Below are 23,517 nucleotides of genomic sequence, written 5' to 3'. Positions count from 1 at the left end.
GGCACGGTGACTCCGATCGGGGTCAGAGCAGGGTCAGCTGATCCCGGCTGCGGTGCAGGCGGCGGCGTACGCCGCGGTGCACAGCTCTTCCTTGGTGACGAAGCCGTCGTCCACGACCGCCTTGACGTTCGACTTGTCGATGGCCTTCGGTGCGAGCAGGACCGACGGCACGTCACGCCCGCCCTCCGGGTCCTTGACCGTCTGGCCGACGTCCTTCTTCTCGCCCTTCGCCAGCGCGATGGCCAGCTCCGCGCCGGCCTGCGCCTCCTGCTTGATCGCCTTGTAGACGGTCATGCACTGGTCACCGGCGAGGATGTTCTGCAGGCCCTGGACGGTCGCGTCCTGGCCGGTCACCGGGACCTTGCCGTTGAGGCTGTTCTTCTTCAGCACGGAGATGACCGCGTTGCCGAGCCCGTCGTTCGCGGCCAGCACGCCGTCGATCTTGCCACCCTGCGAGGTCAGGTTCTGCTCGAAGATGGTGCCCGCCTGGGCGTTGTCCCAGCCGGGGACGGAGGTGTCGGGGCCCTTGACGTACTCCTTGGAGTCGTACTTGGGCTGGAGCACCGAGTCGTAGCCGTTCTTGAACAGCGTGGCGTTGTTGTCGGTCGGCGAGCCGTTCAGCTCGGCCACGACCGGGTTCTTCACGCCCTTGTCGGTCAGGCACTTGACCAGGCCCTCGCCCTGCAGCTTGCCAACCGCGACGTTGTCGAAGCTGACGTAGTACTGGGCCGAGCCGCCGAGGGTCAGGCGGTCGTAGTCGATGGTGGCGACGCCCTGCGACTTCGCCTTGTCGAGCACGGCCTTACCGGTGCCGGAGTCCAGGTTCACGATCATCAGGGCGGTCGCGCCACCGGTGATCATCTGGTCCGCGATGGTCTGGAACTGCGACTTGTCACCCTGCGCGTTCTGGATGACGTACTCGACGCCCGCGGTCTTGAAGGCCTCTTCGAGGTACTTCCGGTCCGCGGTCTCCCAGCGGTCGGACGAGGCGCTGTCCGGCAGGATCACGCCGATCTTCGGGGTCTTGGCGCCGCCGCTGCCGGCGTCGTCGGAATTGTCGCCGCAGGCCGTCAGGGCACCGGTGGCCAGCAGGCCCACGGCGGCGATGGTGAGGATCCCTTTGCGCATTGCTCGGGTCCTTTCGAGGGGTGGGGTTCGGTCCGCTGAGTCGTTGCGTGGTGCGGCGTCTGGTCGGTGCGGTCGCCGCCACTGCAGGGGTGTTCAGAGTGGGCCGTACTTACTTTTGTTGTGTCCGGCAACGTATTGCGCTCGTGGGGTGAGGCACAAGAGTGCCGAGGCCACGAGTTTTGTTGCCTGCGATAACAATTCAGCAACGCGACTGACACCGGCCCGTCATGGACCTGAATCGCCTGGGCGGATCGTGCCGATTTGCCGCCCGGTTCGGGGTGCGGCGAGCCAAATGACCGAACCGTGGCGCGAAGGGGTTCCGTGTCGGCTCACGCCGTACGGCCGAGTGCTATCAATTTTGTGTAAGAAAGAGCACAGAGCGCAACGACGGTCATCGACGGACCAAGTAGCGGCAAGTAGCCGCAAGACGGTCGATAGTGGGCAGTTCGCGGATCAGCCGCCGGCGGCGATCGACGCGCTGATTGCGCTGGTCAGGCGGATCAGATCGGCCGGTGCGAGCTGGAGTTGGAGGCCTCGGCGACCGGCGGAGACGTACACAGTGGAAAAGCTCTCCGCTGATGAGTCGATTACGGTGGGTAGTCGCTTCCGTTGGCCCAGGGGGCTGATCCCGCCCCGGACGTAACCGGTGGTCCGTTCGGCCAGGGTCCGGTCGGCGAGTGCCGCGCGTTTGCCGCCCACCGCCGCCGCCAACGCCTTGAGGTCCAACTCCCCGGTGACCGGTACGACCGCCACGGTCAGCGTCCCGTCGACCTCGGTGACCAGGGACTTGAACACCCGCTCCGGCTCCACCCCGAGCGCCGCGGCCACCTCCGCGCCGTAGCGCGGCGACTCCACCGGCACGTCGTACGGGTGGGTGGTGTGCGCGACCTTCTGCTTGACCAGCAGTGCCGTTGCCGGGGTCCCCTGACCTGCCACGGCCGGGACCCTACCGGGTCGGCGCCACCGGCTGACAGACCAGCACGGTGGGCGCGCCGGCCACCCGGGTCAGCACCAGGCTGGCCGGCTCGCTGCCGGCGAGCCGCAGATCGCGCCGGAGCCGCTCCGGATCCACCGCCGAGCCCCGTTTCAGGATCTCCACCCGGCCGACCCCGCGCCCCCGCAGCAGGCTGCGCAGCCGCTTCAACGAGAACGGCAGCACGTCGGTGATCTCCAGGCAGCGGCCGAACGGGGTCGGCATCGGCGTGTCCGCGTACACGTAGGCGATGTCCGGGTCGGCGAGTGTGCCGTCCACGGTCACGGCGAACTCGGCGACCAGGTGGGCCCGGACCACCGCGCCGTCCGGGTCGTAGACGTACCGGCGGATCGGGCCGACTGGTGCCTCGACCGCACCGGTCCCGGTGAGCTCGGCCACCCCGACCTCGCTGTCCTCGCCGGCAGCCGTCTCACCCGAGCGTTGGGCCGGGGCCCTCGCGCTACCGGCGGCAGCAGGGGGTCGGAGCAGGGTGGCCCGGCGGGGGGAAGCGGCGAGCGGGCCGCACCAGAGGGTGGCCTCGACGAGTTCCCGGTCGACGCTGACCCACTCCGCCTCGGCGCCGGGCGGGATCAGTGAGTGGTCCAGGCCGGGCGCGACCTTCACCACCGTGCACGGCACCCGCCGGGCCAGGCCGAGCACGAAGTCCCAGGGCGGGGAGTAGGCGGCCGGGTCGAAGATCCGTCGACCGCCGCTCGATCGTCGGGCCGGATCGCAGAAGACCGCGTCCATCCCGGTGAGGTCGAAACCGGTGGCGTCGGCGCACTCGACGCTCAGACAGCCGGCCAGCCCGGCCGCCTCCGCGTTCGCGGCGGCCAGCGCGGCGGTGGCCGGGTCGGCCTCCACCCCGTACACCCGGATGCCGGCACGGGCGGCGGCGAGCGCGTCCGCGCCGAGGCCGCAACCGAGGTCGGCCAGGGTGCGTACCCCGGCGGCCCGCAACCGGCGCGCCCGCCGGTCGGCGACCACCGCCCTGGTCGCCTGCTCCAGGCCGGAGCGGGTGAAGAACATTCCGGCGGCGGCCGGTCCGAACTTGCCGACCGCGCGGCGGCGCAGCTCGGCCTGGGTGAGTGCGGCGGCGGCGAGCGGCCCTGGCAGGCCCGCCGAGCGGAGCGCGGTGGCGGCGGCCAGCGGGTCACCGCCGGCCAACTCGGCCGCCGCGGCGAGCGCGGTCAACCCGACCGGAGTACGCAGCGCGGCGAGCTGGTCGAGATCCATCGAGCCATTGTGAGGCAGCACACGCCGGATGTGAGGCAGTACACGTCGATCGCTGGTGGGGCGAGCGAGGCGCGCGGAAGGTGCGGCGAAGCCGGTCCGCCGGTGGCCTGGTAAGGGGTTTCACCGAACACGCCGGCTGTCATGTTGGCACTCTCCTTGACGGAGTGCTAGCCACCGGCATAACCTGCCGTTAGCACTCTCAGTCTGAGGGTGCCAGCTTCCGGGCTCCGGTCCGGTGGCTGAAACGCCAGGCGGACCGGCTCCCGCGACGACGGACCCGCCCGGTGGCATGTGGCAGATTGACGCTGGCCGGCTTGCTGGTCAGCACAGAAACCAGTACCCCAGGAGGGTATGCCCGTGACTACCGCGACCAAGGTTGCGATCAAGCCGCTCGAGGACCGGATCCTGGTCCAGGCGAACGAGGCTGAGACGACCACGGCGTCGGGCATCGTGATCCCCGACACCGCCAAGGAAAAGCCGCAGGAGGGCACTGTCCTCTCCGTCGGCCCGGGCCGCATCGACGACAAGGGCAACCGGATCCCGGTTGACGTCAAGGTCGGCGACACGGTCCTCTACTCGAAGTACGGCGGCACCGAGGTTAAGTACGCCGGCGAGGAGTACCTCGTACTCTCCGCCCGCGACGTCCTCGCGGTCATCGAGAAGTAGTGATCTGACCGATCAGTGATCACTGCCCCGGACCGGCATGCCGGGCCGGGGCAGTGCTGTGTGAAGGGACCCGAGTAAAACATGGCGAAGATTCTGAGCTTCTCGGATGACGCCCGGCACCTGCTGGAGCACGGTGTCAACACGCTCGCCGACACGGTCAAGGTCACCCTCGGCCCGCGCGGGCGCAACGTCGTTCTGGACAAGAAGTTCGGTGCACCGACGATCACCAACGACGGCGTGACCATCGCCAAGGAGATCGAACTCACCAACCCCTACGAGAACCTCGGCGCGCAGCTGGTCAAGGAGGTGGCGACCAAGACCAACGACGTCGCCGGCGACGGGACCACCACCGCGACCGTGCTGGCCCAGGCGCTGGTCCGCGAGGGCCTGCGCAACGTGACCGCCGGGGCGAACCCGACCGGTCTCAAGCGGGGCATTGACGCGGCCGCCACCAAGGTGTCCGAGGCGCTGCTCGCCAAGGCCGTCGAGGTCGGCAGCCGGGAGTCGGTCGCGCACGTGGCGACCATCTCCGCGCAGGACGCGACCATCGGCGACCTGATCGCCGAGGCGATGGAGCGGGTCGGCCGCGACGGTGTCATCACCGTCGAGGAGGGCTCCACCCTCGCCACCGAGCTGGAGGTCACCGAGGGCCTGCAGTTCGACAAGGGCTTCATCTCGCCCAACTTCGTGACCGACGCCGAGTCGCAGGAAGCGGTCCTCGACGACCCGTACATCCTGATCACGACTCAGAAGATCTCGGCCATCGAAGAGCTGCTGCCGCTGCTGGAGAAGGTCCTCCAGACCAGCAAGCCGCTGCTGATCGTGGCCGAGGACGTCGAGGGCCAGGCCCTGTCCACGCTCGTGGTCAACTCGATCCGCAAGACCGTCAAGGTCTGCGCGGTCAAGGCCCCCGGCTTCGGCGACCGCCGCAAGGCGCTGCTGCAGGACATGGCGGTCATCACCGGCGCCGAGCTGGTCGCGCCCGAGCTTGGCTACAAGCTCGACGCGGTTGGCCTCGAGGTGCTCGGTAGCGCCCGCCGGGTCGTGGTCGACAAGGACAACACCACGGTGATCGACGGCAAGGGCCGTGACACCGAGGTGGCCGACCGGGTCGCCCAGATCCGCAAGGAGATCGAGGCTTCGGACTCCGAGTGGGACCGGGAGAAGCTGGCCGAGCGGCTGGCGAAGCTCTCCGGTGGCATCGCGGTGATCAAGGCCGGCGCGGCGACCGAGGTCGAGATGAAGGAGCGCAAGCACCGCATCGAAGACGCGATCGCCGCCACCAAGGCCGCGGTCGAGGAGGGCATCGTCCCCGGCGGTGGCGCCGCACTGGTGCAGATCGCCTCGGTGCTCGACGACGACCTGGGCTTCACCGGTGACGAGAAGGTCGGTGTCTCGATCGTCCGCAAGGCGCTGGTCGAGCCGCTGCGCTGGATCGCCCAGAACGCCGGTCACGACGGTTACGTGGTCGTGCAGAAGGTCGCCGCCAGCGACTGGGGCTTCGGCCTCAACGCCGCCACCGACGAGTACGTCGACCTGGCCAAGGCCGGCATCGTCGACCCGGTGAAGGTGACCCGCAACGCGGTCATCAACGCCGCGTCGATCGCCGGTCTGCTGCTCACCACGGAGAGCCTGATCGTGGAGAAGCCGGCCAAGGCGGAGGCCCCCGCCGGCGGTGGCCACGGCCACGGCCACCAGCACGGCCCGGGCTTCTGATCACCCGGTAACACCGCAACACCCGCAGTAACCGTCGAACCAGGGTAGATCCGCGTCAATGGCGTACAAAGCGCCAATCCGCGCGAATCTACCCTGGTTTGCGTCTGCCCGAGGTCCACGTCACTACCGGTCCGCTCCGTGATCGTCAACACTGGGCGGGTGAGCACCCAACAGCGCAGGTACGGCGCACTGGCCGGGATCGCCGCCGCCGCGGTCGCGATCGGCTCGGCCGAACTGGTCGCCGTACTGACCGGGGCGCGGTCCGCTCCGCTGGTCGCGGTCGGCGGGGTGGTGGTCGACCTCGTACCCGAGCCGCTGAAGCAGTTCGCGATCGACGTGTTCGGCGTACACGACAAGACCGCGCTGCTGGTCGGCACCGGGGTGCTGCTGGCCGGCTTCGCCGCAGTGATCGGTGTCCGGGCACTGCGCACCCCGCTGGTCGGGTACGCCGGCATCGCCCTGTTCGGCCTCGTCGGCGCGATCGCGGCACTGACCCGCCCCGGTGCGGGAGTCGGTGCCGTACTGCCCTCGCTGGTCGGTGCCGCCCTCGCCGCCGGAGTGCTCCGCCGACTGCGCGCCGTCCTGGTCCCGGCACCCTGGCCGGACGCGCCCCTGGTCCAATCCACCGTGCCAGCGTTGACCGGTGGCCGGAACCTCGCCGACACCCAGGAACTGGCCGGCACCCAGGAAGTGGCCGAGAGCCGGGAAGCGGTCGAGCGGCGGGAACCGGCCGAAGCTGCTCGGGGAGCGGTCGAGCGGCGGGAGCAGGCCGAGGCTGCTCGGGAAGCGGTCGAACGGCGGGACCCGGCCGAGGCTGCTCGGGAAGCGGTCGAGCGGCGGGAGCAGGCTGACCGGGAGGACCTGGCGGAGGGGCGGCGACGGTTCCTTACCGGCGTGGGCGTCACGCTGGGAGCCGCGGCGCTGAGCGGCTTCGGTGGGCGTTGGATCACCACCCGACGCGGGGTATCCGACGCCCGAGCGGCGGTGACGCTGCCCGCCCCGGCCAGTCCGGCGTCACCGGTGCCGGCCGGCGCCGACCTGTCGCTGCCGCAACTGGCCCCGTACACCACGCCGAACTCCCAGTTCTACCGGATCGACACCGCGCTGGTGGTGCCGCAGGTCGATCCCGGAACCTGGCAACTGCGCATCCACGGCCGAGTCCGTAACCCGATCACGTTGAGCTACGCCGATCTGCTGGCCCGTCCGCTGATCGAGCGCGACATCACGCTCGCGTGTGTGTCCAACGAGGTCGGTGGAGACCTGATCGGCAACGCGCGCTGGCTCGGCGTACCGCTGAAGGACCTGCTCGACCAGGCCGGGCCACTCGACGACGCCGACCAGGTCGTGGGCCGGTCCGCCGACGGCTGGACCTGCGGCACCCCGACCGCGCTGATGCGCGACGGCCGCGACGCCATGCTGGCAGTCGGCATGAACGGCGAACCGCTCCCGGTCCAGCACGGCTTCCCGGTCCGGGTCGTGGTGCCCGGCCTGTACGGCTACGTCTCCGCCTGCAAGTGGGTGGTGGAGTTGGAACTGACCCGGTTCTCCGACTTCGACGCCTACTGGGTGCCGCGTGGCTGGGCGCCGGAGGGGCCGATCAAGACCCAGTCCCGGATCGACACGCCCCGGCCGCGTAACCGGCTCACCCCCGGCCCGGTCACGGTCGCCGGGGTGGCCTGGGCGCAGCACCGAGGAATCAAACAGGTCGAGGTACAGGTCGACGGCGGCCCGTGGGAGCAGGCCACGCTCGCCCCGTCCGCGTCGGTCGACACCTGGGTGCAGTGGTCCTGGCGGTGGCAGGCCACCGAGGGCGAACACACCCTCCGCGTACGCGCCACCGACGCGACGGGCACCACCCAACCCAGCCAACCCCGCCCCGTAGCCCCCGACGGCGCCACCGGCTGGCACACCACCCAGGTCACAGTCCACTAACCCCACCCCACCCCCGACCACCTCGTTGATCATGAAGTTAGCGACGGTTTTCGGCTGATCACCTGTCGCTAACTTCATGATCAACGGGCTGCGTCGGGGTGGGGGGAGAGGGGGAGGGGGGGTGGGGAGGGGTGGGGGGTGGGTTAGCTGGCGGCGCGTTGGGTGGGGAGGGTGGAGTGGAAGGGGCGGCCTAGGCGGGCTTCCAGGCGGGAGATGTCGACGCGGGTACGGCGCCGGTCGGCGAGGTCCTCCCAGCCGACGGCGAGCAGCCGCAGCCGCTCCGACTCGCTGAACCCGCCCCAGACGCCGTACGGCTCGCGTACGGTCAGCGCGTGCGCGGCGCACTCCGCGCGTACCGGGCAGGTCCCGCAGACCTTCTTGGCCCCCGCCTCCCGGCGGTTGCGGGACGCACCACGCTCACCATCGGGATGGAAGAACTGCGCGGTGTCGCGCCCTCGGCAGGCCCCGAACCGTTGCCATTCCCACAGATCGACGATGGGTCCGGGCAGTCTGCGTACGTTCGACATCTGCAACCCTCCTCCCGCGGCACCGCGATGGGCACTCGACCAAGGCCGGTGTCCGGGCGGCGGGCCGCGTTGACACGCCCGATTCCGGCCTCGGTTCCGCCATACCCAGCCGGCACTCGCATCACACGTGTTTGATCGTCTGAACCTGATCATTTCCGTCCCCGGCGGAGCCGTGCCGACCGCGTCGTGCCGCTGGTCAGACCGCCCCAGGTGGCGTCAGCAGGGCGGTAACTCCGTGGAACCAACCGGAACGGGCAAAAAGTTTGCTTTCCATCAGCCGGAAACTCGTCATGATCAGTGGCGGTCGTGGTCTGCTCGTCAGGGGGAAAGGAGACCACCGTGCGTACAGTCCTCGTCTGTGTCCGGACACCGCTCGCGGCGCAGAGCGTCGCGTCCGCCGCGGCCCGGCTCGGGCTGGCGTCAGTGGTGCGTACGGCAATTTCCGATCCCGAGGTGATGCTGCGCCTGGCGGAACGTCCGGCCGACGTGCTGCTGGTCGACACCGCGCTCACCCGCCCGGACAGCGTCGGATTCACCCGCCGGGTGCTGGCCCGCGCCCCCGGTGCGGCGATCCTGCTCCTCGGCGCGGAGGAGCCCGGCGTCGCCGCGGCGGTCATCGCGGCCGGTGGCCGGGGACTGCTGCCCGGCGGTGACCACGACCTGGTCAGTGTGGTGGCAAAGGCGATGCTGCTGCTCAGTACGCCCGGCCGGGGCGGCCGGGGCAACGGACTCACCGGTGCCGGCGGGTCGACCGGTGCGCCACTGACCGGTGCGCCACTGTCGGCCGAGGTCACCGGTGCCGCCGGACGGGCCACCGCCGAACGGTTGTCCAGTGCGGCCTCACGACTGCCGGCGCGGCCCGGCGCGGTCCCCGGCGGCAAGGGACCGGTGGTGACCGGCCCGGCGCTCGGCTCGGACCTCGGCGGACGGGCCGACGCGGCGGACGACAGCGGCGGGGCCAATCCGCAGACCGGGCCGACCGTGGTCCCGGTCCAGCGTGGCGACGACGTTCCCGGCGAGCACCGCCTCCCCGACGGCGACGGTCCGGCGGTCGACGGCTCCGATTCCCGGACGAACACACCCCCGGACAACCGATTCAGCGGCCCCCGGCGGGGCGACCCGGCGAACACCGGTGGTTACGGCCGACCCGCGGCGGCCGCCGCCGGACCTGGCGCGACCGGCCCGCTGCGGCGCGCGGCGCTGACCGAGCGGGAGTTGCAGGTGCTGCTGGGCATGGCCGACGGGAAGAGCAACGCGGAGATCGGCCGGGAGCTGTTCGTCTCCGAGGACACCGTCAAGACCCACGCCCGCCGGCTGTTCCGCAAGCTCGGCGCCCGGGACCGGGCACACGCGGTCGCCGCTGGCTTCCGTGCCGGCCTGGTCGCCTGAGGCATCGGCCACACCAGTTCGACGCCGTGTGGGATCGCCAGGAGGCGGTGACGTGCGGTCCGGTAGTGCGGTCCGGTCGATCATCCGGTCCGGTCGATCAACGGTCGGGTCGAACGTCGGTCCGGTCGATCAACGGTTGGGTCGCTCATCCGGTCCGGGCGGTCATCCGGTCCGGGCGCCCATCCGGTCCGGGCGGTCGCCCGGTCAGTTCGACGGCTCTTCCTCGTCGTCGTCGGTTCCCTCGGCCAGGGTGTCGTGCACCCCGTCGGCGTAGCCCCGGGCATATTCCCAGGTCACGTAGTGGTCGGGGTCGGGGTCGAAGGCCGGCTCGTGCACCCGTGGGCGGCCGGAGCTGAGCAGGTGCCGCAGATTGCCCCGGAGCAGATCCCAGTCGAAGTAGTGCGGTTCGTGACAGTCCTCGCACTCGATCACCAGGCCGCGGACGCCGGTCGGCCCCAGTAACGCCTGGTAGATCTCCAGGTCGGCCAGGTCCTCCAGGACATCCTGCCGCTCGACCTCGGAAAGCGGATCAAGGTCGGCGTCCTCGACGGGGTCGTCGAGGCCCGCTGACGGATCGGCGGGGTCGCCGTTGAACGGGTCGATCGGCTCGTCGTGCACCCCTCCACCGTAGTCGTAACCGCGCCCGTCGCGCCCACCCTCGTCGCCCGGCCCGCCGAGCGCCTCCGGTTGCGGCCGCCCCGACCCGTACGCTCGGCGCCGCCATACTGCCCCCTCGCGACCGGCGTACCGCCCGCTCCTGCCGGGCCGGCGCAGCTCACTGGGTACGATGAACCATCGCGCCGCACGTACGGGCACGCCGATGCGTGCGCCCTCGTCGCCCGGCGAAGCCCGACCAACCAGCTCAGGGGAGAACTCGTGGACAATTCACCCACCAACGATCTTCCGTCGGGCAGCGGCGACGCCGACCAGTTCGGCGGGCTCATGCCCGAGCTGCCCTCCGGTTCCGCCCGCGCGGTCCCGCTCGGGCTCACCTTCGACGACGTGCTGTTGCAGCCCGCCGAGTCGGACATCGTGCCCAGCAAGGTGAACACGCTCACCCGGATGACACGCAACGTCTCCATCGCCATCCCGCTGCTGTCCAGCCCGATGGACACCGTCACCGAGGGCCGGATGGCGATCGCCATGGCCCGGCAGGGCGGCATCGGCGTACTGCACCGCAACCTCTCGATCGAGGACCAGGCGCTCCAGGTCGACCTGGTCAAGCGTTCCGAGGCGGGCATGGTGACGAATCCGATCACCTGTAGCCCGGAACACACCCTGCGGGACGTGGACGCGCTCTGCGGCCGGTACCGGATCTCCGGCGTCCCGGTCACCGACGCCGACGGTCTGCTGGTCGGCATCGTCACCAACCGGGACATGCGCTTCGTCACCGACGGCGACACCCCGGTCCGCGACATCATGACCCGGATGCCGCTGGTCACCGCGACCGTCGGGGTCTCCAAGGACGAGGCGCTGGAACTGCTGCGCCAGCACAAGGTGGAGAAGCTGCCGATCGTCGACGGCAACGGCCGGCTGCGCGGGCTGATCACCGTCAAGGACTTCGCCAAGAGCGAGCAGTTCCCGAACGCCAGCAAGGACGACGCCGGCCGGCTGCGGGTCGCCGCGGCGGTCGGGGTCGGCGAGGACTCGTACAAGCGGGCCCGGACCCTGGTCGAGGCGGGTGTCGACGTACTGATCGTGGACACCGCCCACGGCCACCAGCGGGCCGTACTGGACATGGTCACCCGGCTGAAGAAGGACACCACGGTCGACGTGATCGGCGGCAACGTGGCCACGTACACCGGGGCGAAGGCGCTGGTCGAGGCCGGCGCCGACGCGGTCAAGGTCGGTGTCGGTCCGGGCGCCATCTGCACCACCCGGGTGGTGGCCGGGGTCGGCGTGCCGCAGATCACCGCGATCATGGAAGCCGTACGGGCCTGCCGTCCGGCCGGGGTCCCGGTCATCGCCGACGGCGGCATTCAATACTCCGGTGACATCGCCAAGGCGATGGTGGCCGGCGCCGACACGGTGATGCTCGGCAGCCTGCTCGCCGGCTGCGAGGAGAGCCCCGGCGACCTGCTCATCATCAACGGCAAGCAGTACAAGGCGTACCGGGGGATGGGGTCGCTGGGCGCGATGCAGTCCCGTGGCCAGGCCCGGTCGTACTCCAAGGACCGCTACTTCCAGCAGGACGTGACCAGCGAGGAGAAGCTGGTGCCGGAGGGTGTCGAGGGGCAGGTGCCGTACCGGGGCCCGCTGTCCTCGGTCGCCCACCAGCTCATCGGCGGGCTGCGGCTCGCGATGGGGTACGTCGGCGCGGAGAGCATCCCCGAGCTGCACCGCCGTGGCCAGCTCATCCGGATCACCGCGGCCGGGCTCAAGGAGAGCCACCCGCACGACATCCAGATGACCGTCGAGGCACCGAACTACCACACCCGCTGACCCGCGCCACCGACTCGCCGCCAACCTTCTCATCCGCTGGAGTGCCCCATGCGTGACGTGGTCGAAATCGGGCTGGGTAAAACCGCGCAACGCGGTTACCACCTGGACGACATCGCGATCGTGCCGAGCCGCCGTACCCGGGACGTGGACGACGTGTCCACGGCCTGGCAGCTCGACGCCTACCCGTTCCGGATTCCCTGCGTCGGGCACCCCTCGGACGCCACCATGAGCCCGACCTCGGCGGCCGCCCTCGGCCGGCTCGGCGGTCTCGGTGTGCTCAACGTGGAGGGTCTCTGGACCCGGTACGAGGACCCCACCAAGATCCTGGAGGAGCTGAGCGGGCTCGGTGAGGACTCCAACGCGACCCGCCGGCTCCAGGAGGTCTACGCCGAGCCGATCCGGCCGGAGCTGATCACCGAGCGGGTACGCCAGATGCGTGAGGCCGGCGGCACGGTGGCCGTACGGGTCTCGCCGCAGCACACCCTGGCGCTCGCCCCGGTGATCCTCGACGCGGGCGTGGACATCCTGGTCATCCAGGGCACGCTCGTCTCGGCGGAGCACGTCTCCACCACCGACGAGCCGCTCAACCTCAAGGAGTTCATCGCCGACCTCGACCTGCCGGTCGTGGTCGGTGGGTGCACCGACTACAAGACCGCGCTGCACCTGATGCGTACCGGTGCCGCCGGTGTGATCGTCGGACTCGGCGGCGACGAGTGGTCGACCACCGAGTCGGTGCTCGGCATCCGGGTGCCGATGGCGACCGCGATCGCGGATGCCGCCGCCGCCCGGCGGGACTACCTCGACGAGACCGGTGGCCGGTACGTCCACCTGATCGCCGACGGTGATTTGCGTACCTCCGGTGACATCGCCAAGGCGCTCGGCTGCGGTGCGGACGCGGTGATGCTCGGTGAGCCGCTGTCGCTCTGCGACGAGGCACCCGCCGCCGGTGCGTGGTGGCACCCGGCGGCCAGCCACCCGGAGCTGCCGCGAGGCGCGTTCGGGGTGGCCGAGGAGTCGCTCGGCTCGATGGAGCGGCTGCTCTACGGTCCGGCCGACGAGCCGGACGGCCAGCAGAACCTCTTCGGCGGGCTGCGTCGGGCGATGGCCAAGTGCGGTTACCGCGACCTGAAGGAGTTCCAGAAGGTCGGCCTCGTGCTCGACCTCGAACGGTAGCGGGCTGGTCCCTTCCGGCAGCCGTTCCGGTTCCGGTGACCGAACCGGTGAAGCGGGGCGGTTGCCGGCCCGGGCGGCGCCGTCGCACCCTAGGCTCGTCCGGTGACTCACGGTCTGCGGTTCCGAAAAGGATCTGGACGTACGGCGGTCGGCGCGCGCCCGGCCGCCGTCCTCGCGGCGGTGGTGGCCGGTGTGCTGCTGTTCACCGCCGGCTGCACGGGATCCGACGACTCCGGTTCGTCGCGTGCCGGGCGGAACTTCCGGCCGGGTGCCGACGGGGTCGGTGACCTGTACTTCCCGACCTACGGCAACGGCGGCTACGACGTGGCCAACTACGCGCTGAAGGTCCGGTACGAGCCGGACGGCGACCGGTTGGCCGGCACCGCCACCATCACCGCGACCGCCACCGCCGACCTGTCCCGGTTCAACCTTGACCTGGTCGGGCTGACGGTGACCGAGGTCGTGGTGGACGGGGCCCGGTCCGACTTCCGCCACGACGACGGCGAGTTGGTGATCACCCCGAAGCGGGGGCTGGCCAGGGACGACCGGTTCACCGTCGAGGTCGAGTACCACGGCCTGCCGGAACCGATCCTCAGCCCGGATCTCGGTGAGGGCGGGTTCATGGCGACCGAGGACGGTGCGATCGCGCTGGGTCAGCCCGAGTCGGCGAGCAGCTGGTTCCCGGTCAACGACCATCCGGAGGACAAGGCCAGCTACGACATCGCGGTCACCGTCCCGCAGGAGCTGAGCGCGCTGAGCAACGGCGTACCGGGTGAGCGGTCGACCGAGGACGGCTGGACCACCTGGCGCTGGTCGGAGCGGACGCCGATGGCGAGTTACCTGGTCACCCTGGTGATCGGGAACTACCGGGTGAAGACCGCCACGCACGACGGCAAGCCGCTGGTGACGGCGGTGGCGGCGAGCCTGCCCGAGGGTGGACCGGCCGAGCGGTCACTGGAGCGCACCGGGGAGATCAGCGACTTCCTGGCTACCCAGTTCGGCCCGTACCCGTTCGAGTCGTACGGCGGCATAGCGATCAGCGACCGCCGAATCGGGTACGCGTTGGAGACCCAGTCCCGGCCGGTCTACGGCCCCGCCTTCTTCACCTCCGGACCGAACGACACCGTCGTCGCGCACGAACTGGCCCACCAGTGGTTCGGCGACAGTGTGTCGGTACGCCGCTGGAGCGACCTCTGGCTCAACGAGGGCTTCGCCACCTACGCGGAGTGGCTGTGGACGCAGCACGACGGCGGCATCAGCGCGCAGCAGTCGTTCGACCGGGCGTACCAGGACACGGACTGGGCGAAGCCCGCTCTCGATCCCGGGCGGGCGGCGCTGTTCGGTCGGCCGGTGTACCAGCGCGGGGCGCTGGCCGTACACGCGTTGCGGCTGACCGTCGGCGACGAGGCGTTCTTCCGGATGCTGAAGACCTGGACGGCGGAGAAGCGCAACGGCAACGTGGTCACCGCCGACCTGGTCACCGTCGCCGAGCGGGTCTCCGGGCGTACGTTGCGTCCGCTCTTCGACGCCTGGCTCTCCGGCACCACCGCCCCGCCACCGCCACCCCCGGCCTCCTGACCCGTCGTCCCCGGCTACCGGGCGAGGACCGCTGCAGGGTGAAGACTGCCGCCGGGTGAAACCGCCGTCGGGTGACGAGCGCTTGCCGGGTGACGACTGCTACTGGGTGACGACTGCTACTGGGTGACGACGAGCTTGGGGTTGGCGGCCAGGTACTCCTCGGCGCGGCCGGCGCGCAACTCGGTGAGGAAACGGGTGCCGGCCTCGGTGAGCTGTTCGCCCCGGTACGACCCACCGCTGCCGACGGACGCGCCGGGGAGCCCGACCAGGGTGAGCGCCTCCGGTCGCAGCCCGCTGAGCGCGAAGGCGAAGTCGATCACCCGCTGGTCGCGTCCGCTGAAGACGAGCGTCTCGCCGAGCGCCCGGAGCACCTGTTCGAGCCGGTCCGGGTCGCGGGCCATCTGCTCGCTGACCACCCGGCCGATGATCGCCTTGATGAGCTGCTGCTGGTGGCGCTGGCGGGCGTAGTCGCCGCCGGTGGTGTACCGCTGGCGGGCGTAGTCCAGCGCCTGCCAGCCGTTGAGGTGCCGCAGACCCTTCTCGTAGATCATCTGCGGTCCGGCGTACCCGTCGTTGGCGGCGTTGCCCGGTCGGTGCTCGCCGTTCGGCTGGCGGTGCTGGGAGGCGACCCGCTGGTCGATGTAGAGGTCGACCCCGCCGAGGGCGTCGACCAGGTTGTCGAAGCCGCCGAAGGTGAGTACGGCGCTCGCGTCCCATTTGGCGATCCCGGTGTAGCGGCTGACCGTCGCCTCGACGAGTTCGAGTCCCTGTGCCGCGTTCGGCTTGGACTTGCCGTCGGCGACGTGGCTGCCGTAGCTCATCGCGTGGGTGAGTTTGGTCCGCTGGCCGCCGAACTTCGCCTTGGCGAACGGAGGGATGTCGACCACCAGGTCCCGGGGGAGCGAGAAGAGGTACGCCCGGTCCAGCTCCTTCGTCACGTGCATGATCAGTACGGCGTCCGCGTGCGGCTCCCAGTCCGGTTCGCTGACCCTGGTGTCGACGCCGACGAGCAGCAGGTTGAGTGGTCCGGTGATGGTGGCGCCCGGTTCCGGGGTGGGGCTCGGTGACGGGCTCGCCGGCACCGTCGGCGCGCTCGGGCCGGACTGCGGGGCGGCCGGGTCGGCCCGCCCGGAGTCGCGCAGCGCGTTCGTCATGATCACGGCACCGGCCACCAGGAGTACGGCGACCACGATCCCAGCCGCCCAGCTGATCCGGCGACGGCTGCGCCAGCCGCCCGGCGTACCCCCGGAGCCGGTGTCGGGTTCGTCCTCGGCCGCCCGGTGCTGCCCGCCGTCCGCCATCGTGTCGGCTCCTTCCGGCCGGCCGTGACCAGCCGATTGTTGATCTGCGGATGGCTGGCCACTTTTCTGCCCGACACCCTATTGACAAAACGTCGAGATGGCTGTTCAGGTTGCGTGTCCGGGCCCCCTGAACATGATCGCGTGTCGCCGGGCCTCCGGGCGAGCGTCCGGTCCGGCGCGATTCGCTCCTAGCCTGGGTCAGTAGGTAGGCTTCCTGCACATGAGCACGCCGCGCCCCGTCCTGGTGGTTGACTTCGGAGCCCAGTACGCCCAGCTCATCGCCCGTCGGGTACGGGAGGCGAAGGTCTACTCCGAGATCGTTCCGCACTCCATGCCGGTGGCCGAGATGCTGGCCCGGGATCCTGCGGCGATCATCCTCTCCGGCGGACCTTCGAGTGTCTACGCGCCCGGTGCGCCGCAGGTCGACGCCAAGCTGTTCGACGCCGGGGTGCCGATCTTCGGCATCTGCTACGGCTTCCAGGCGATGGCCCAGGCGCTCGGTGGCACGGTGGCACGTACCGGTGGCCGGGAATTCGGTGGCACCGCGTTGAGCCCTGCGGCCGAGGCCGGTGTGCTGCTCCGCGAGCTGCCGGGCGACCTGTCGGTCTGGATGAGTCACGGTGACTGCGTGACCGAGGCACCGGTCGGTTTCGCGGTGACCGCCGCGTCCGCCGGTGCGCCGGTGGCCGCGTTCGAGGATCTGGTGGGTCGCCGGGCCGGGGTGCAGTTCCACCCTGAGGTCGGGCACACCGCGCACGGGCAGACCATGCTGACCCGTTTCCTCTACGACGTCGCCGGGATCGAGCCGACCTGGACGCCGGCCAACATCATCGACGAGCAGGTGGCCGAGATCCGGGCCCGGGTGGGTGACCGGGAGGTCATCTGCGGTCTTTCCGGCGGGGTCGACTCGGCGGTCGCCGCGGCGCTGGTCCACCGGGCCGTCGGTGACCAACTCACCTGTGTTTTCGTCGACCACGGGCTGCTGCGCGCCGGTGAGGCCGAGCAGGTGGAGCAGGACTACGTCGCCGCGACCGGGATCAAGCTGAAGGTGGTCGACGCGGCCGACCGTTTCCTCGGCGCGCTGGCCGGTGTGGTCGACCCGGAGGAGAAGCGCAAGATCATCGGCCGGGAGTTCATCCGGGTCTTCGAGGCCGCCGCCCGTGAGGTGGCCGCCGCCGGGGACGTGGAGTTCCTGGTCCAGGGGACGCTCTACCCGGACGTGGTGGAGTCCGGTGGCGGTACCGGTACGGCCAACATCAAGTCACACCACAACGTGGGCGGGCTGCCGGACGACCTCAAGTTCGCGCTGGTGGAGCCGCTTCGGACGCTCTTCAAGGACGAGGTACGCGCACTCGGGGTAGCCCTCGGGCTGCCCGAGGAGATGGTCTGGCGGCACCCGTTCCCCGGCCCGGGGCTGGCCATCCGGATCATCGGCTCGGTCGACCGCGAGCGGCTCGACCTGCTGCGCGCCGCCGACCTGATCGCCCGCGAAGAGCTGACCGCGTCCGGCCTGGACCGCGACGTCTGGCAGTTCCCGGTGGTGCTGCTGGCCGATGTACGCAGCGTCGGGGTGCAGGGCGACGGGCGCAGCTACGGTCATCCCGTGGTGCTGCGCCCGGTCTCCAGCGAGGATGCGATGACCGCGGACTGGTCCCGCCTGCCCTACGAGTTGATCGGCCGGATCTCCACCCGGATCACCAACGAGGTGCCCGAGGTGAACCGGGTCGTGCTCGACGTCACCAGCAAGCCGCCGGGCACCATCGAGTGGGAGTAGGCCCGGGAGACCCGGTCACACCGACGGCGTGACCGGGCCGGTGCCGGGAGCGGGCGGCGTCCAGCCGGGCGCGGGGTGCGGCCAGGCGGGCGCACCGGCCGGCTCGGCGGGCATCAGAAACCACATGATCGGGTACGCCAGCAGCGCCACGCCGCCGGTGAGCACCACCGCGACCGCGAAGACGACCCGGACCAGGGTCGGGTCGACGGCGAAGTAACGCCCCAGGCCGCTGGCCACACCGGCGAGCATCCGGTCGGTCACCGGCCGACGCAACTGCCGGTACGGCGCCTGGAACGGCGGGGCCTGCGGCGGCGCCTGGAACTGCGGCCGCTCGGTCGACGCGGCCTGTGGCGGGACCTGCGGATCCTGGAACTGCTGCGGCCCCTGGGACGGCGAGGACTGGAACGACGGGGTCTGCTGGGTGGGGTCCGGCGACGGTGGAGGCTGGTGCGAGGGCATCTCGGTCATGTCTCCACGGTCCGCGCCGGGCGGGCCGCCGACCTCGGTGACCGCCCCGATCCCTACCCTGACTGTCCCCCGAAAGTGTGGCCAACTGTCAGGAATCTGACTCTGTTCATCGACCCGGAACATGATCCGGGGAGAATTTGGCCCTGTGACCCCTGCGCTAGAGCCGATTCGTAGGATCGCGGCTTACGCCGTTTGTACAGATTCCGAGGACCGGGTGCTGCTGGTACGCGCCTCGGCCAAGTCCGGCACGCCCGGAGTGTGGTCGTTGCCGGGCGGTGCGGTCGACCACGGCGAAGACCCCAACCACACGGTCGTACGGGAGACAGCCGCCGAGACCGGGCTGTCGGTCTCGGTGTCCGGGCTGATCGACGTGCTGGCCGACATGCGTTCCCTGCCCCAGCGGGGTGTCACCATCCACACCGATCGCCTGCTCTACCGGGTCTCGGTCCGGGGCGGCACGCTCTGCGACCGGATCGGTCAGCCGACCGACCTGGCTCGCTGGCACAGCCTGGACGAGGCGAAGTCCCTGCCACTGCGCCCGTTCACCGCCCAGGCGCTGGAGCTGCCGCCGGGCCCGATCGACCTCTGCCCGGAGGAAGCACCCGACTTCCCGTCGTTCAACGCGGTGCCGGGCCCGGACGGGCTGCACCGCGCGCAGCGCTTCGCCGCGTACGCGGTGGCCACCGACCCGGCCGGGCGGGTGCTGCTGACCCGGGTCGCGGACGGCTACCCGGGCGCCGGCTGCTGGCACCTGCCCGGCGGCGGCACCGACTACGGCGAGCAGCCGGGTGCGGCGCTGATCCGCGAGCTGGTCGAGGAGACCGGTCAGCGGGGGCGCTTGATCGAGTTGCTGGGCGTGGCGAGCCACCGGGACGCCGCCTCGCTGGGCCCGGAGGGCTACCCGATCGACTGGCACGGCGTACGGGCCTTCTACCGGGTCGCGGTGGACGCGCCCGCGCCGCCGACCGTCGGCGACATCGGCGGGTCCACCTCCGAGGCGCGTTGGTTCGGCCCGGACGAGTTGGCCGCCCTGCCCGCCGAACGGCTCACCGAGGTGACCGCCGAGGCCGTCCAGGCAGCCCGTCGCCCCTGACACCACCGCCCGTCGCCCCTGACGCCTACCGCTCGACACCCGCTTACGCCGCCCCCCGCTCGACCCCGACATCCGGCGGGGAAGGGACCCTCCGCTACCAGAAGCGACAGCAAGGGACCCTTCCTTGCCGCTCGGGCGTGCCGGTCTGCCGGGCGGCGGAGCTAACCTCGTGATCAACGGACGTTGACACGGGGGACGGGGTGCGATGCGGCGGCGGCGGATCGGGGCGTACGGGCTGTGCCGGGACGACGAGGGTCGGGTGCTGCTGACCCGGTCGTCGAAGACCGCGGACATCGCCGGGGTCTGGCAGGTGCCTGGTGGTGGGGTGGCGCACGGCGAGCACCCGGCGACGGCGCTGGCCCGGGAGTTCGCCGAGGAGACCGGCCTGCGGATCGAGGTCGTCGAGGTGAGCGCGGTGCTGTCCGACCTGAGCCGGCTGGGCGGGCCGGACGAGGACGTGCACACCGACCGGGTCGTCTACCGGGTACGCCCGACCGGCGGCACGTTGCGCTCCGAGCCGAACGACACCACCGACCTGGTGGCCTGGGTGTCACCCGAGGAGTTGCCCCGGTTGCCGCTGATGCCGTTCACGGCCGAACTGCTCGGCCAGCCGGTCACACCCTTGCCCGAGCCGCCTCCCGGTGCGGTACGCCGCCCGCTGCCACCGTTGCCGCCCAACGCCGGTCAGCGGTTCGCCGCGTACGGGTTGGTGACCGACCCGGACGGGCGGGTGCTGCTGTCGCTGATCGCGCAGGGGTATCCGGGTGCCGGGCGCTGGCACCTGCCCGGTGGCGGGACCGACCACGGCGAGCAGCCGGCCACCGGGTTGCTCCGGGAGTTGGTGGAGGAGGCGGGGCAGCTCGGTCGGGTCACCGATCTGATCGATGTCACGCACCTGCACAGTCCCGCCGCCAGCGGGCCGGAGGGCCGGCCGATGAACTGGCACAGCGTACGGGTGATCTATCGGGTGGAGGTGGACGTGCCGACCGAGGCGCGGGTGACCGAGGCGCCGGGGGGATCGACGGCGGCGGCTGCCTGGTTCCTGGTGGCCGAGGCGGCGACGCTGCCGCTCACCGACGTCGCGGCGCTCGGACTGGAGCGGCTGGGCAGGTGAAACGTCACCGAAATGACCGTTGTGGATGATTCCGATACACTGGGCGCGAGCGTTCCGGCGGCCATCCGCCGGGATAATGCCCCGGATAGGGTCTCTGGGCGGATCGAGCGGTTTGCGGGAAATGCTCCGCCGGCAACTATCGCCAAGGCGCTTCCGTCTGTGCGATGGTGTAGGCCGCAAAAGCTTGCCGGCCAACAACCCCAGGACCCCGGCATGAGTCAGCCGGGTCGCCACCGGGGGTGGCGGACGAGTCGATCGGGTAATGGAGGAAACGTGCCGAGAGCCCCTTGGCGTCGGCGTACGACGGAGAACCCGCGCCCCGCAGGGCGCCGCTGGACCGGGCAGTTGCGCCGGGGCGGCGCGTTCGCCAGGCAGGTGCTGCTGGTCCGGGTCGCACGTCGGGACGACGAGCGGGGTGGCACGACCGCCACCGTGCTTCGGCCGGAACACCGCTACCCCGGTGAGTCCCGCGCCCCGTTCCGCAGCCGCTACGGTTTCGACCGGCTGACCGAGGCCGAGATCGAGTCGGTCGCGCCGGTCAGTCCCGCGCTCGGGCCGATCACCCCGGTCGACGACGTGTCGCCCAGCATGGCCATCCCGCTGCTGCCCGGCGAGCGTACGCTCGGCCGCCGGTTCAAGTTCGCGCTGGTCAACGGCTGCACCCTGGCCAGCCTGACGCTCGGGATGCTGGCGATCTTCCTCGCCATGCGGGGCGACGAGCGTACTGCGGCGTTCTGCCTGATCGCCTGCGTGGTCTTCGACGGACTCGACGGGGCCCTGGCCCGCAAGCTCGGGGTGGCCAGCCCGTTCGGCGCCCAGATGGACTCGCTGGCCGACATGTGCTCGTTCGGCCTGGCGGCCCCCGTGGTGGTCTATGCCTCGCTGTCCGGTTCGGTCTCGACCCCGGCCGCCGCCGTCGCCTGTGCCCTGGTCGCGGCCTGCGCCGCGATCCGGCTGGCCCGGTTCAACGTCTCGCCCAAGGACGGGCGGTTCTTCTGCGGGGTGCCGACCACGATGGCCGCCGCGGTGCTCGCCCTGGTGGTCCTGATCGGGTTGCCGGTCCCCGGCACGGTCCAGGTCGCCGGGGTCGGGCTGCTGGCGTTCGCGATGGTCTCCAGCTTCCCGTACGCCAAGCTCGCCCGGCTGGTGAAGCTGCCGCCGTGGGTGTGGCTGGCGCCGGTGATCGGTGCGCTCGTCGACGTCCGGCTCACCTTCGCGCTCCTGGTCGTCGGCTACCTGGCCAGCGGCCCGCTGCTCTGGTGGCGCCAGCGCGGCACCATCTGATCCCCGCGGCACCATCTGATCCCCGCGCTCGGACGCTGCACCGTACCGTCCGCTCGACGCGCCTCGACCGCTTCGGTCGGGGCGCCCCGAGATCTCTCCCGGGCGCCCCGACGCCATCGAAGGGTCAGCGCCAGCGCGCGATGACCGACGCCCCGCCGATCACCTTGTCGCCCGGACCCACCAGCGGGTCGGCGGCCTCGGCGGGCAGGTAGACGTCGGTACGCGAGCCGAACCGGATCAGCCCGATCCGCTCACCCTTGGCCAGCAGTGCGCCCACCGGAGCGCGCTGCACGATCCGGCGGGCGATCAGGCCGGTACGCTGCGCCACCACGACCGTGCCCCGCTCGGTGTCCAGCACGGTGTACGCGGCGACGTTGTGCTCCGCGGCCGGTTTCATCGCGGCGGCGAAACCACCGTCGGCGACGAAGTAGTCGACCACCTTGCCGGCCACCGGTGACCGGTTGACGTGCACGTCGAGTACGGAGAGGAAAACCGCGACGCGGAGGAACTCGCCGTCACCGAAACGTTCGTCGGTGAGCCGCTCGACCGACAGCACCCGTCCGTCGGCGGCGGCGACCACGGCCGTTTCGTCGTCGGGCAGGTCACGTTCCGGGTCCCGGAAGAACGCGGCCACCGGGGCGGCGGCGAGCGCGGGCAGCAGCCAGAGCCGGGACTTCGGTCGAGTGATCTTGGCTAGTGCCGCCAGGCCGAGCGCGATTCCGGCCGCCGCGACCCCGTTCGAGTCGATGTGCATGGTGCGGGTGATCGGGACACTCGACGGTCGGTACACCGGCGCCAACCGGCCGGCCGTCGCGACCTCCGCCGGGGTGAACCGGAGCCGGTGGATCCGCAGCGGTGGCTGGTTCAGCAGGACCAGGTCGGTGCCGACGCCGAAGAGCGCGGCCTGCCGGTCCAGTTCGGCACCGGCGCCCTCGGTCCGGCCGGGCATCGCCGGCACCGCCACGGTCAGTACCCCGCCCTTGGCGAGTTGCGCGCCCAGTTCGGTCAGGGCGGTGCGGGTCTCGTCGACGGTGCCGGTCAGCGGGACGGCGACCAGCACGATTTCCGAGGGCTGGGCCTCGGCGAGTTCGTCGACGATCTGGATCCGGTCCGCCACCCAGGGACCGTGGGCGGCGATGTAGGTGCGTAGCTGTGCCGCGTCGCCCGGCCCGGCCGGTACGACGGTGAGCACGTCGCCGGGGAGCAGGGCGCTGATCGCGGCGTCGAGCACCGCGGTGTCCGCCTGTGCCCCGACCAGCAGTGCGGTCTTCGAACCGTGGTGCCGGGCCAGTTCGGCGGTGAGCGTACGGGCGGCCCGCTCGCCGAGGCGGACCGGACCCTGCGGAGCGGGGGTGGGCACGGCGGGGGACTGGGTCATCTGGGGCGAGCTCCTCGGTGGGTGAGGGCGGGAGAGTGGGACTCGTCCCGGCGGGGCCGTAACCGGTCGCCTGACGCGGACCGGCCGGCGGAGGTGGAAACCTCCGCCGGCCAGTTTATGCACGACGCTCGCCGGACCACAGCGATCGGTATCAGTCCCGGTGATCGTCGGGGCGGGGCTGGTCGACGCCACCGACCGGTCGGCCCGCCACGGGGTCGGTCGCGTCCGGGTCGACCCGGGGGAATTCGGCCGTGCCGTACTCGGTGGTGGCGAATCCGGTGGTGGCCGGGTCGGTGGTCGGTGCTGTCGGCAGCGGGCCACCGTCGGTGACCGGCGCGGCCGGCG

At 71.1% G+C, this 23,517-nt stretch carries 19 protein-coding genes; 11 read left to right on the top strand and 8 right to left on the bottom strand.

Annotation, left to right across the window (positions count from 1 at the left end; genetic code table 11):
- Positions 1-33 precede the first annotated feature (33 nt).
- The 3 genes from AB0J90_RS22360 to AB0J90_RS22350 all read right to left on the bottom strand — a co-directional run bounded on the left by AB0J90_RS22360 (position 34) and on the right by AB0J90_RS22350 (position 3,337).
- Positions 34-1,128 carry a substrate-binding domain-containing protein gene (locus tag AB0J90_RS22360; RefSeq protein ID WP_363598727.1) on the bottom strand — a complete coding sequence of 365 codons (1,095 nt, stop codon included), beginning with the start codon at positions 1,126-1,128 and terminating at the stop codon, positions 34-36.
- A 453-nt stretch (positions 1,129-1,581) separates the two neighbouring features.
- Positions 1,582-2,064 (bottom strand): Cys-tRNA(Pro) deacylase, encoded by a 483-nt coding sequence (gene ybaK / locus AB0J90_RS22355; RefSeq protein ID WP_363598725.1) that lies wholly within the window; start codon positions 2,062-2,064, stop codon positions 1,582-1,584.
- 10 nt (positions 2,065-2,074) lie between these two features.
- Entirely contained in the window at positions 2,075-3,337 is a 1,263-nt protein-coding gene (locus AB0J90_RS22350) for a methyltransferase domain-containing protein (RefSeq protein ID WP_363598723.1), read from the bottom strand.
- A 351-nt stretch (positions 3,338-3,688) separates the two neighbouring features.
- On the opposite strand from AB0J90_RS22350, the gene groES reads away from it, so the two are divergent.
- The 3 genes from groES to AB0J90_RS22335 all read left to right on the top strand — a co-directional run bounded on the left by groES (position 3,689) and on the right by AB0J90_RS22335 (position 7,651).
- Positions 3,689-4,003 (top strand): co-chaperone GroES, encoded by a 315-nt coding sequence (groES, locus tag AB0J90_RS22345; RefSeq protein WP_121158486.1) that lies wholly within the window; start codon positions 3,689-3,691, stop codon positions 4,001-4,003.
- Between the two features lie 81 nt (positions 4,004-4,084).
- Positions 4,085-5,719 (top strand): chaperonin GroEL, encoded by a 1,635-nt coding sequence (gene groL / locus AB0J90_RS22340; protein WP_363598721.1) that lies wholly within the window; start codon positions 4,085-4,087, stop codon positions 5,717-5,719.
- 159 nt (positions 5,720-5,878) lie between these two features.
- The gene (locus AB0J90_RS22335) at positions 5,879-7,651 is read left to right on the top strand and encodes a molybdopterin-dependent oxidoreductase (protein ID WP_363598719.1); all 1,773 of its coding nucleotides are present in this window, start codon (positions 5,879-5,881) and stop codon (positions 7,649-7,651) included.
- A gap of 143 nt (positions 7,652-7,794) precedes the next feature.
- Here AB0J90_RS22335 and AB0J90_RS22330 read toward each other — a convergent pair whose 3' ends face one another.
- Positions 7,795-8,178: a WhiB family transcriptional regulator gene (locus AB0J90_RS22330; RefSeq protein WP_363598717.1), complete on the bottom strand. Its 384-nt coding sequence runs from the start codon at positions 8,176-8,178 to the stop codon at positions 7,795-7,797.
- A 339-nt stretch (positions 8,179-8,517) separates the two neighbouring features.
- Between AB0J90_RS22330 and AB0J90_RS22325 the strand changes: the two genes are divergently transcribed.
- Complete coding sequence (locus AB0J90_RS22325; RefSeq protein WP_363598715.1) at positions 8,518-9,567, top strand: helix-turn-helix transcriptional regulator; 1,050 nt, start codon at positions 8,518-8,520, stop codon at positions 9,565-9,567.
- Positions 9,568-9,771: 204 nt separating this feature from the next.
- Here AB0J90_RS22325 and AB0J90_RS22320 read toward each other — a convergent pair whose 3' ends face one another.
- Positions 9,772-10,185, bottom strand: a complete 414-nt coding sequence (locus AB0J90_RS22320; RefSeq protein ID WP_363598713.1) for a DUF5319 domain-containing protein — start codon at positions 10,183-10,185, stop codon at positions 9,772-9,774.
- Between the two features lie 258 nt (positions 10,186-10,443).
- Here AB0J90_RS22320 and guaB point away from each other — a divergent pair, with 258 nt between their 5' ends.
- From guaB to AB0J90_RS22305, 3 genes are all read left to right on the top strand, one after another.
- Positions 10,444-12,009, top strand: coding sequence for an IMP dehydrogenase (guaB, locus tag AB0J90_RS22315; protein ID WP_363598711.1), 1,566 nt, complete (start codon positions 10,444-10,446; stop codon positions 12,007-12,009).
- Between the two features lie 48 nt (positions 12,010-12,057).
- Positions 12,058-13,182: a GuaB3 family IMP dehydrogenase-related protein gene (locus tag AB0J90_RS22310; protein ID WP_326561006.1), complete on the top strand. Its 1,125-nt coding sequence runs from the start codon at positions 12,058-12,060 to the stop codon at positions 13,180-13,182.
- Between the two features lie 198 nt (positions 13,183-13,380).
- Complete coding sequence (locus AB0J90_RS22305; RefSeq protein ID WP_363598915.1) at positions 13,381-14,760, top strand: M1 family metallopeptidase; 1,380 nt, start codon at positions 13,381-13,383, stop codon at positions 14,758-14,760.
- Between the two features lie 116 nt (positions 14,761-14,876).
- On the opposite strand, the gene AB0J90_RS22300 is transcribed toward AB0J90_RS22305, so the two are convergent.
- Positions 14,877-16,061 carry an LCP family protein gene (locus tag AB0J90_RS22300; protein WP_363598709.1) on the bottom strand — a complete coding sequence of 395 codons (1,185 nt, stop codon included), beginning with the start codon at positions 16,059-16,061 and terminating at the stop codon, positions 14,877-14,879.
- A gap of 220 nt (positions 16,062-16,281) precedes the next feature.
- On the opposite strand from AB0J90_RS22300, the gene guaA reads away from it, so the two are divergent.
- On the top strand, positions 16,282-17,835 hold the full coding sequence (gene guaA, locus AB0J90_RS22295) for a glutamine-hydrolyzing GMP synthase (protein ID WP_363598707.1): 1,554 nt from the start codon (positions 16,282-16,284) through the stop codon (positions 17,833-17,835).
- A gap of 15 nt (positions 17,836-17,850) precedes the next feature.
- Here the strand turns inward: guaA and AB0J90_RS22290 are convergent, their stop codons facing one another.
- Positions 17,851-18,108 carry a PspC domain-containing protein gene (locus tag AB0J90_RS22290; protein WP_363598913.1) on the bottom strand — a complete coding sequence of 86 codons (258 nt, stop codon included), beginning with the start codon at positions 18,106-18,108 and terminating at the stop codon, positions 17,851-17,853.
- Positions 18,109-18,448: 340 nt separating this feature from the next.
- Here AB0J90_RS22290 and AB0J90_RS22285 point away from each other — a divergent pair, with 340 nt between their 5' ends.
- The 3 genes from AB0J90_RS22285 (at position 18,449) to AB0J90_RS22275 (ending at position 21,794) form a co-directional block, all read left to right on the top strand.
- Positions 18,449-19,396 (top strand): NUDIX hydrolase, encoded by a 948-nt coding sequence (locus AB0J90_RS22285; protein WP_363598705.1) that lies wholly within the window; start codon positions 18,449-18,451, stop codon positions 19,394-19,396.
- Between the two features lie 205 nt (positions 19,397-19,601).
- The gene (locus tag AB0J90_RS22280; RefSeq protein ID WP_363598703.1) at positions 19,602-20,510 is read left to right on the top strand and encodes an NUDIX domain-containing protein; all 909 of its coding nucleotides are present in this window, start codon (positions 19,602-19,604) and stop codon (positions 20,508-20,510) included.
- Positions 20,511-20,855: 345 nt separating this feature from the next.
- Complete coding sequence (locus tag AB0J90_RS22275; RefSeq protein WP_363598911.1) at positions 20,856-21,794, top strand: CDP-alcohol phosphatidyltransferase family protein; 939 nt, start codon at positions 20,856-20,858, stop codon at positions 21,792-21,794.
- A gap of 124 nt (positions 21,795-21,918) precedes the next feature.
- On the opposite strand, the gene AB0J90_RS22270 is transcribed toward AB0J90_RS22275, so the two are convergent.
- Positions 21,919-23,172, bottom strand: a complete 1,254-nt coding sequence (locus AB0J90_RS22270) for a phosphatidylserine decarboxylase (RefSeq protein ID WP_363598701.1) — start codon at positions 23,170-23,172, stop codon at positions 21,919-21,921.
- Positions 23,173-23,517: the final 345 nt, after the last annotated feature.

Origin of the sequence: Micromonospora sp. NPDC049523, assembly GCF_040676775.1 — a bacterium.
Taxonomy (GTDB): domain Bacteria; phylum Actinomycetota; class Actinomycetes; order Mycobacteriales; family Micromonosporaceae; genus Micromonospora_G.
This window is presented reverse-complemented; position numbering and strand designations above follow the sequence as displayed.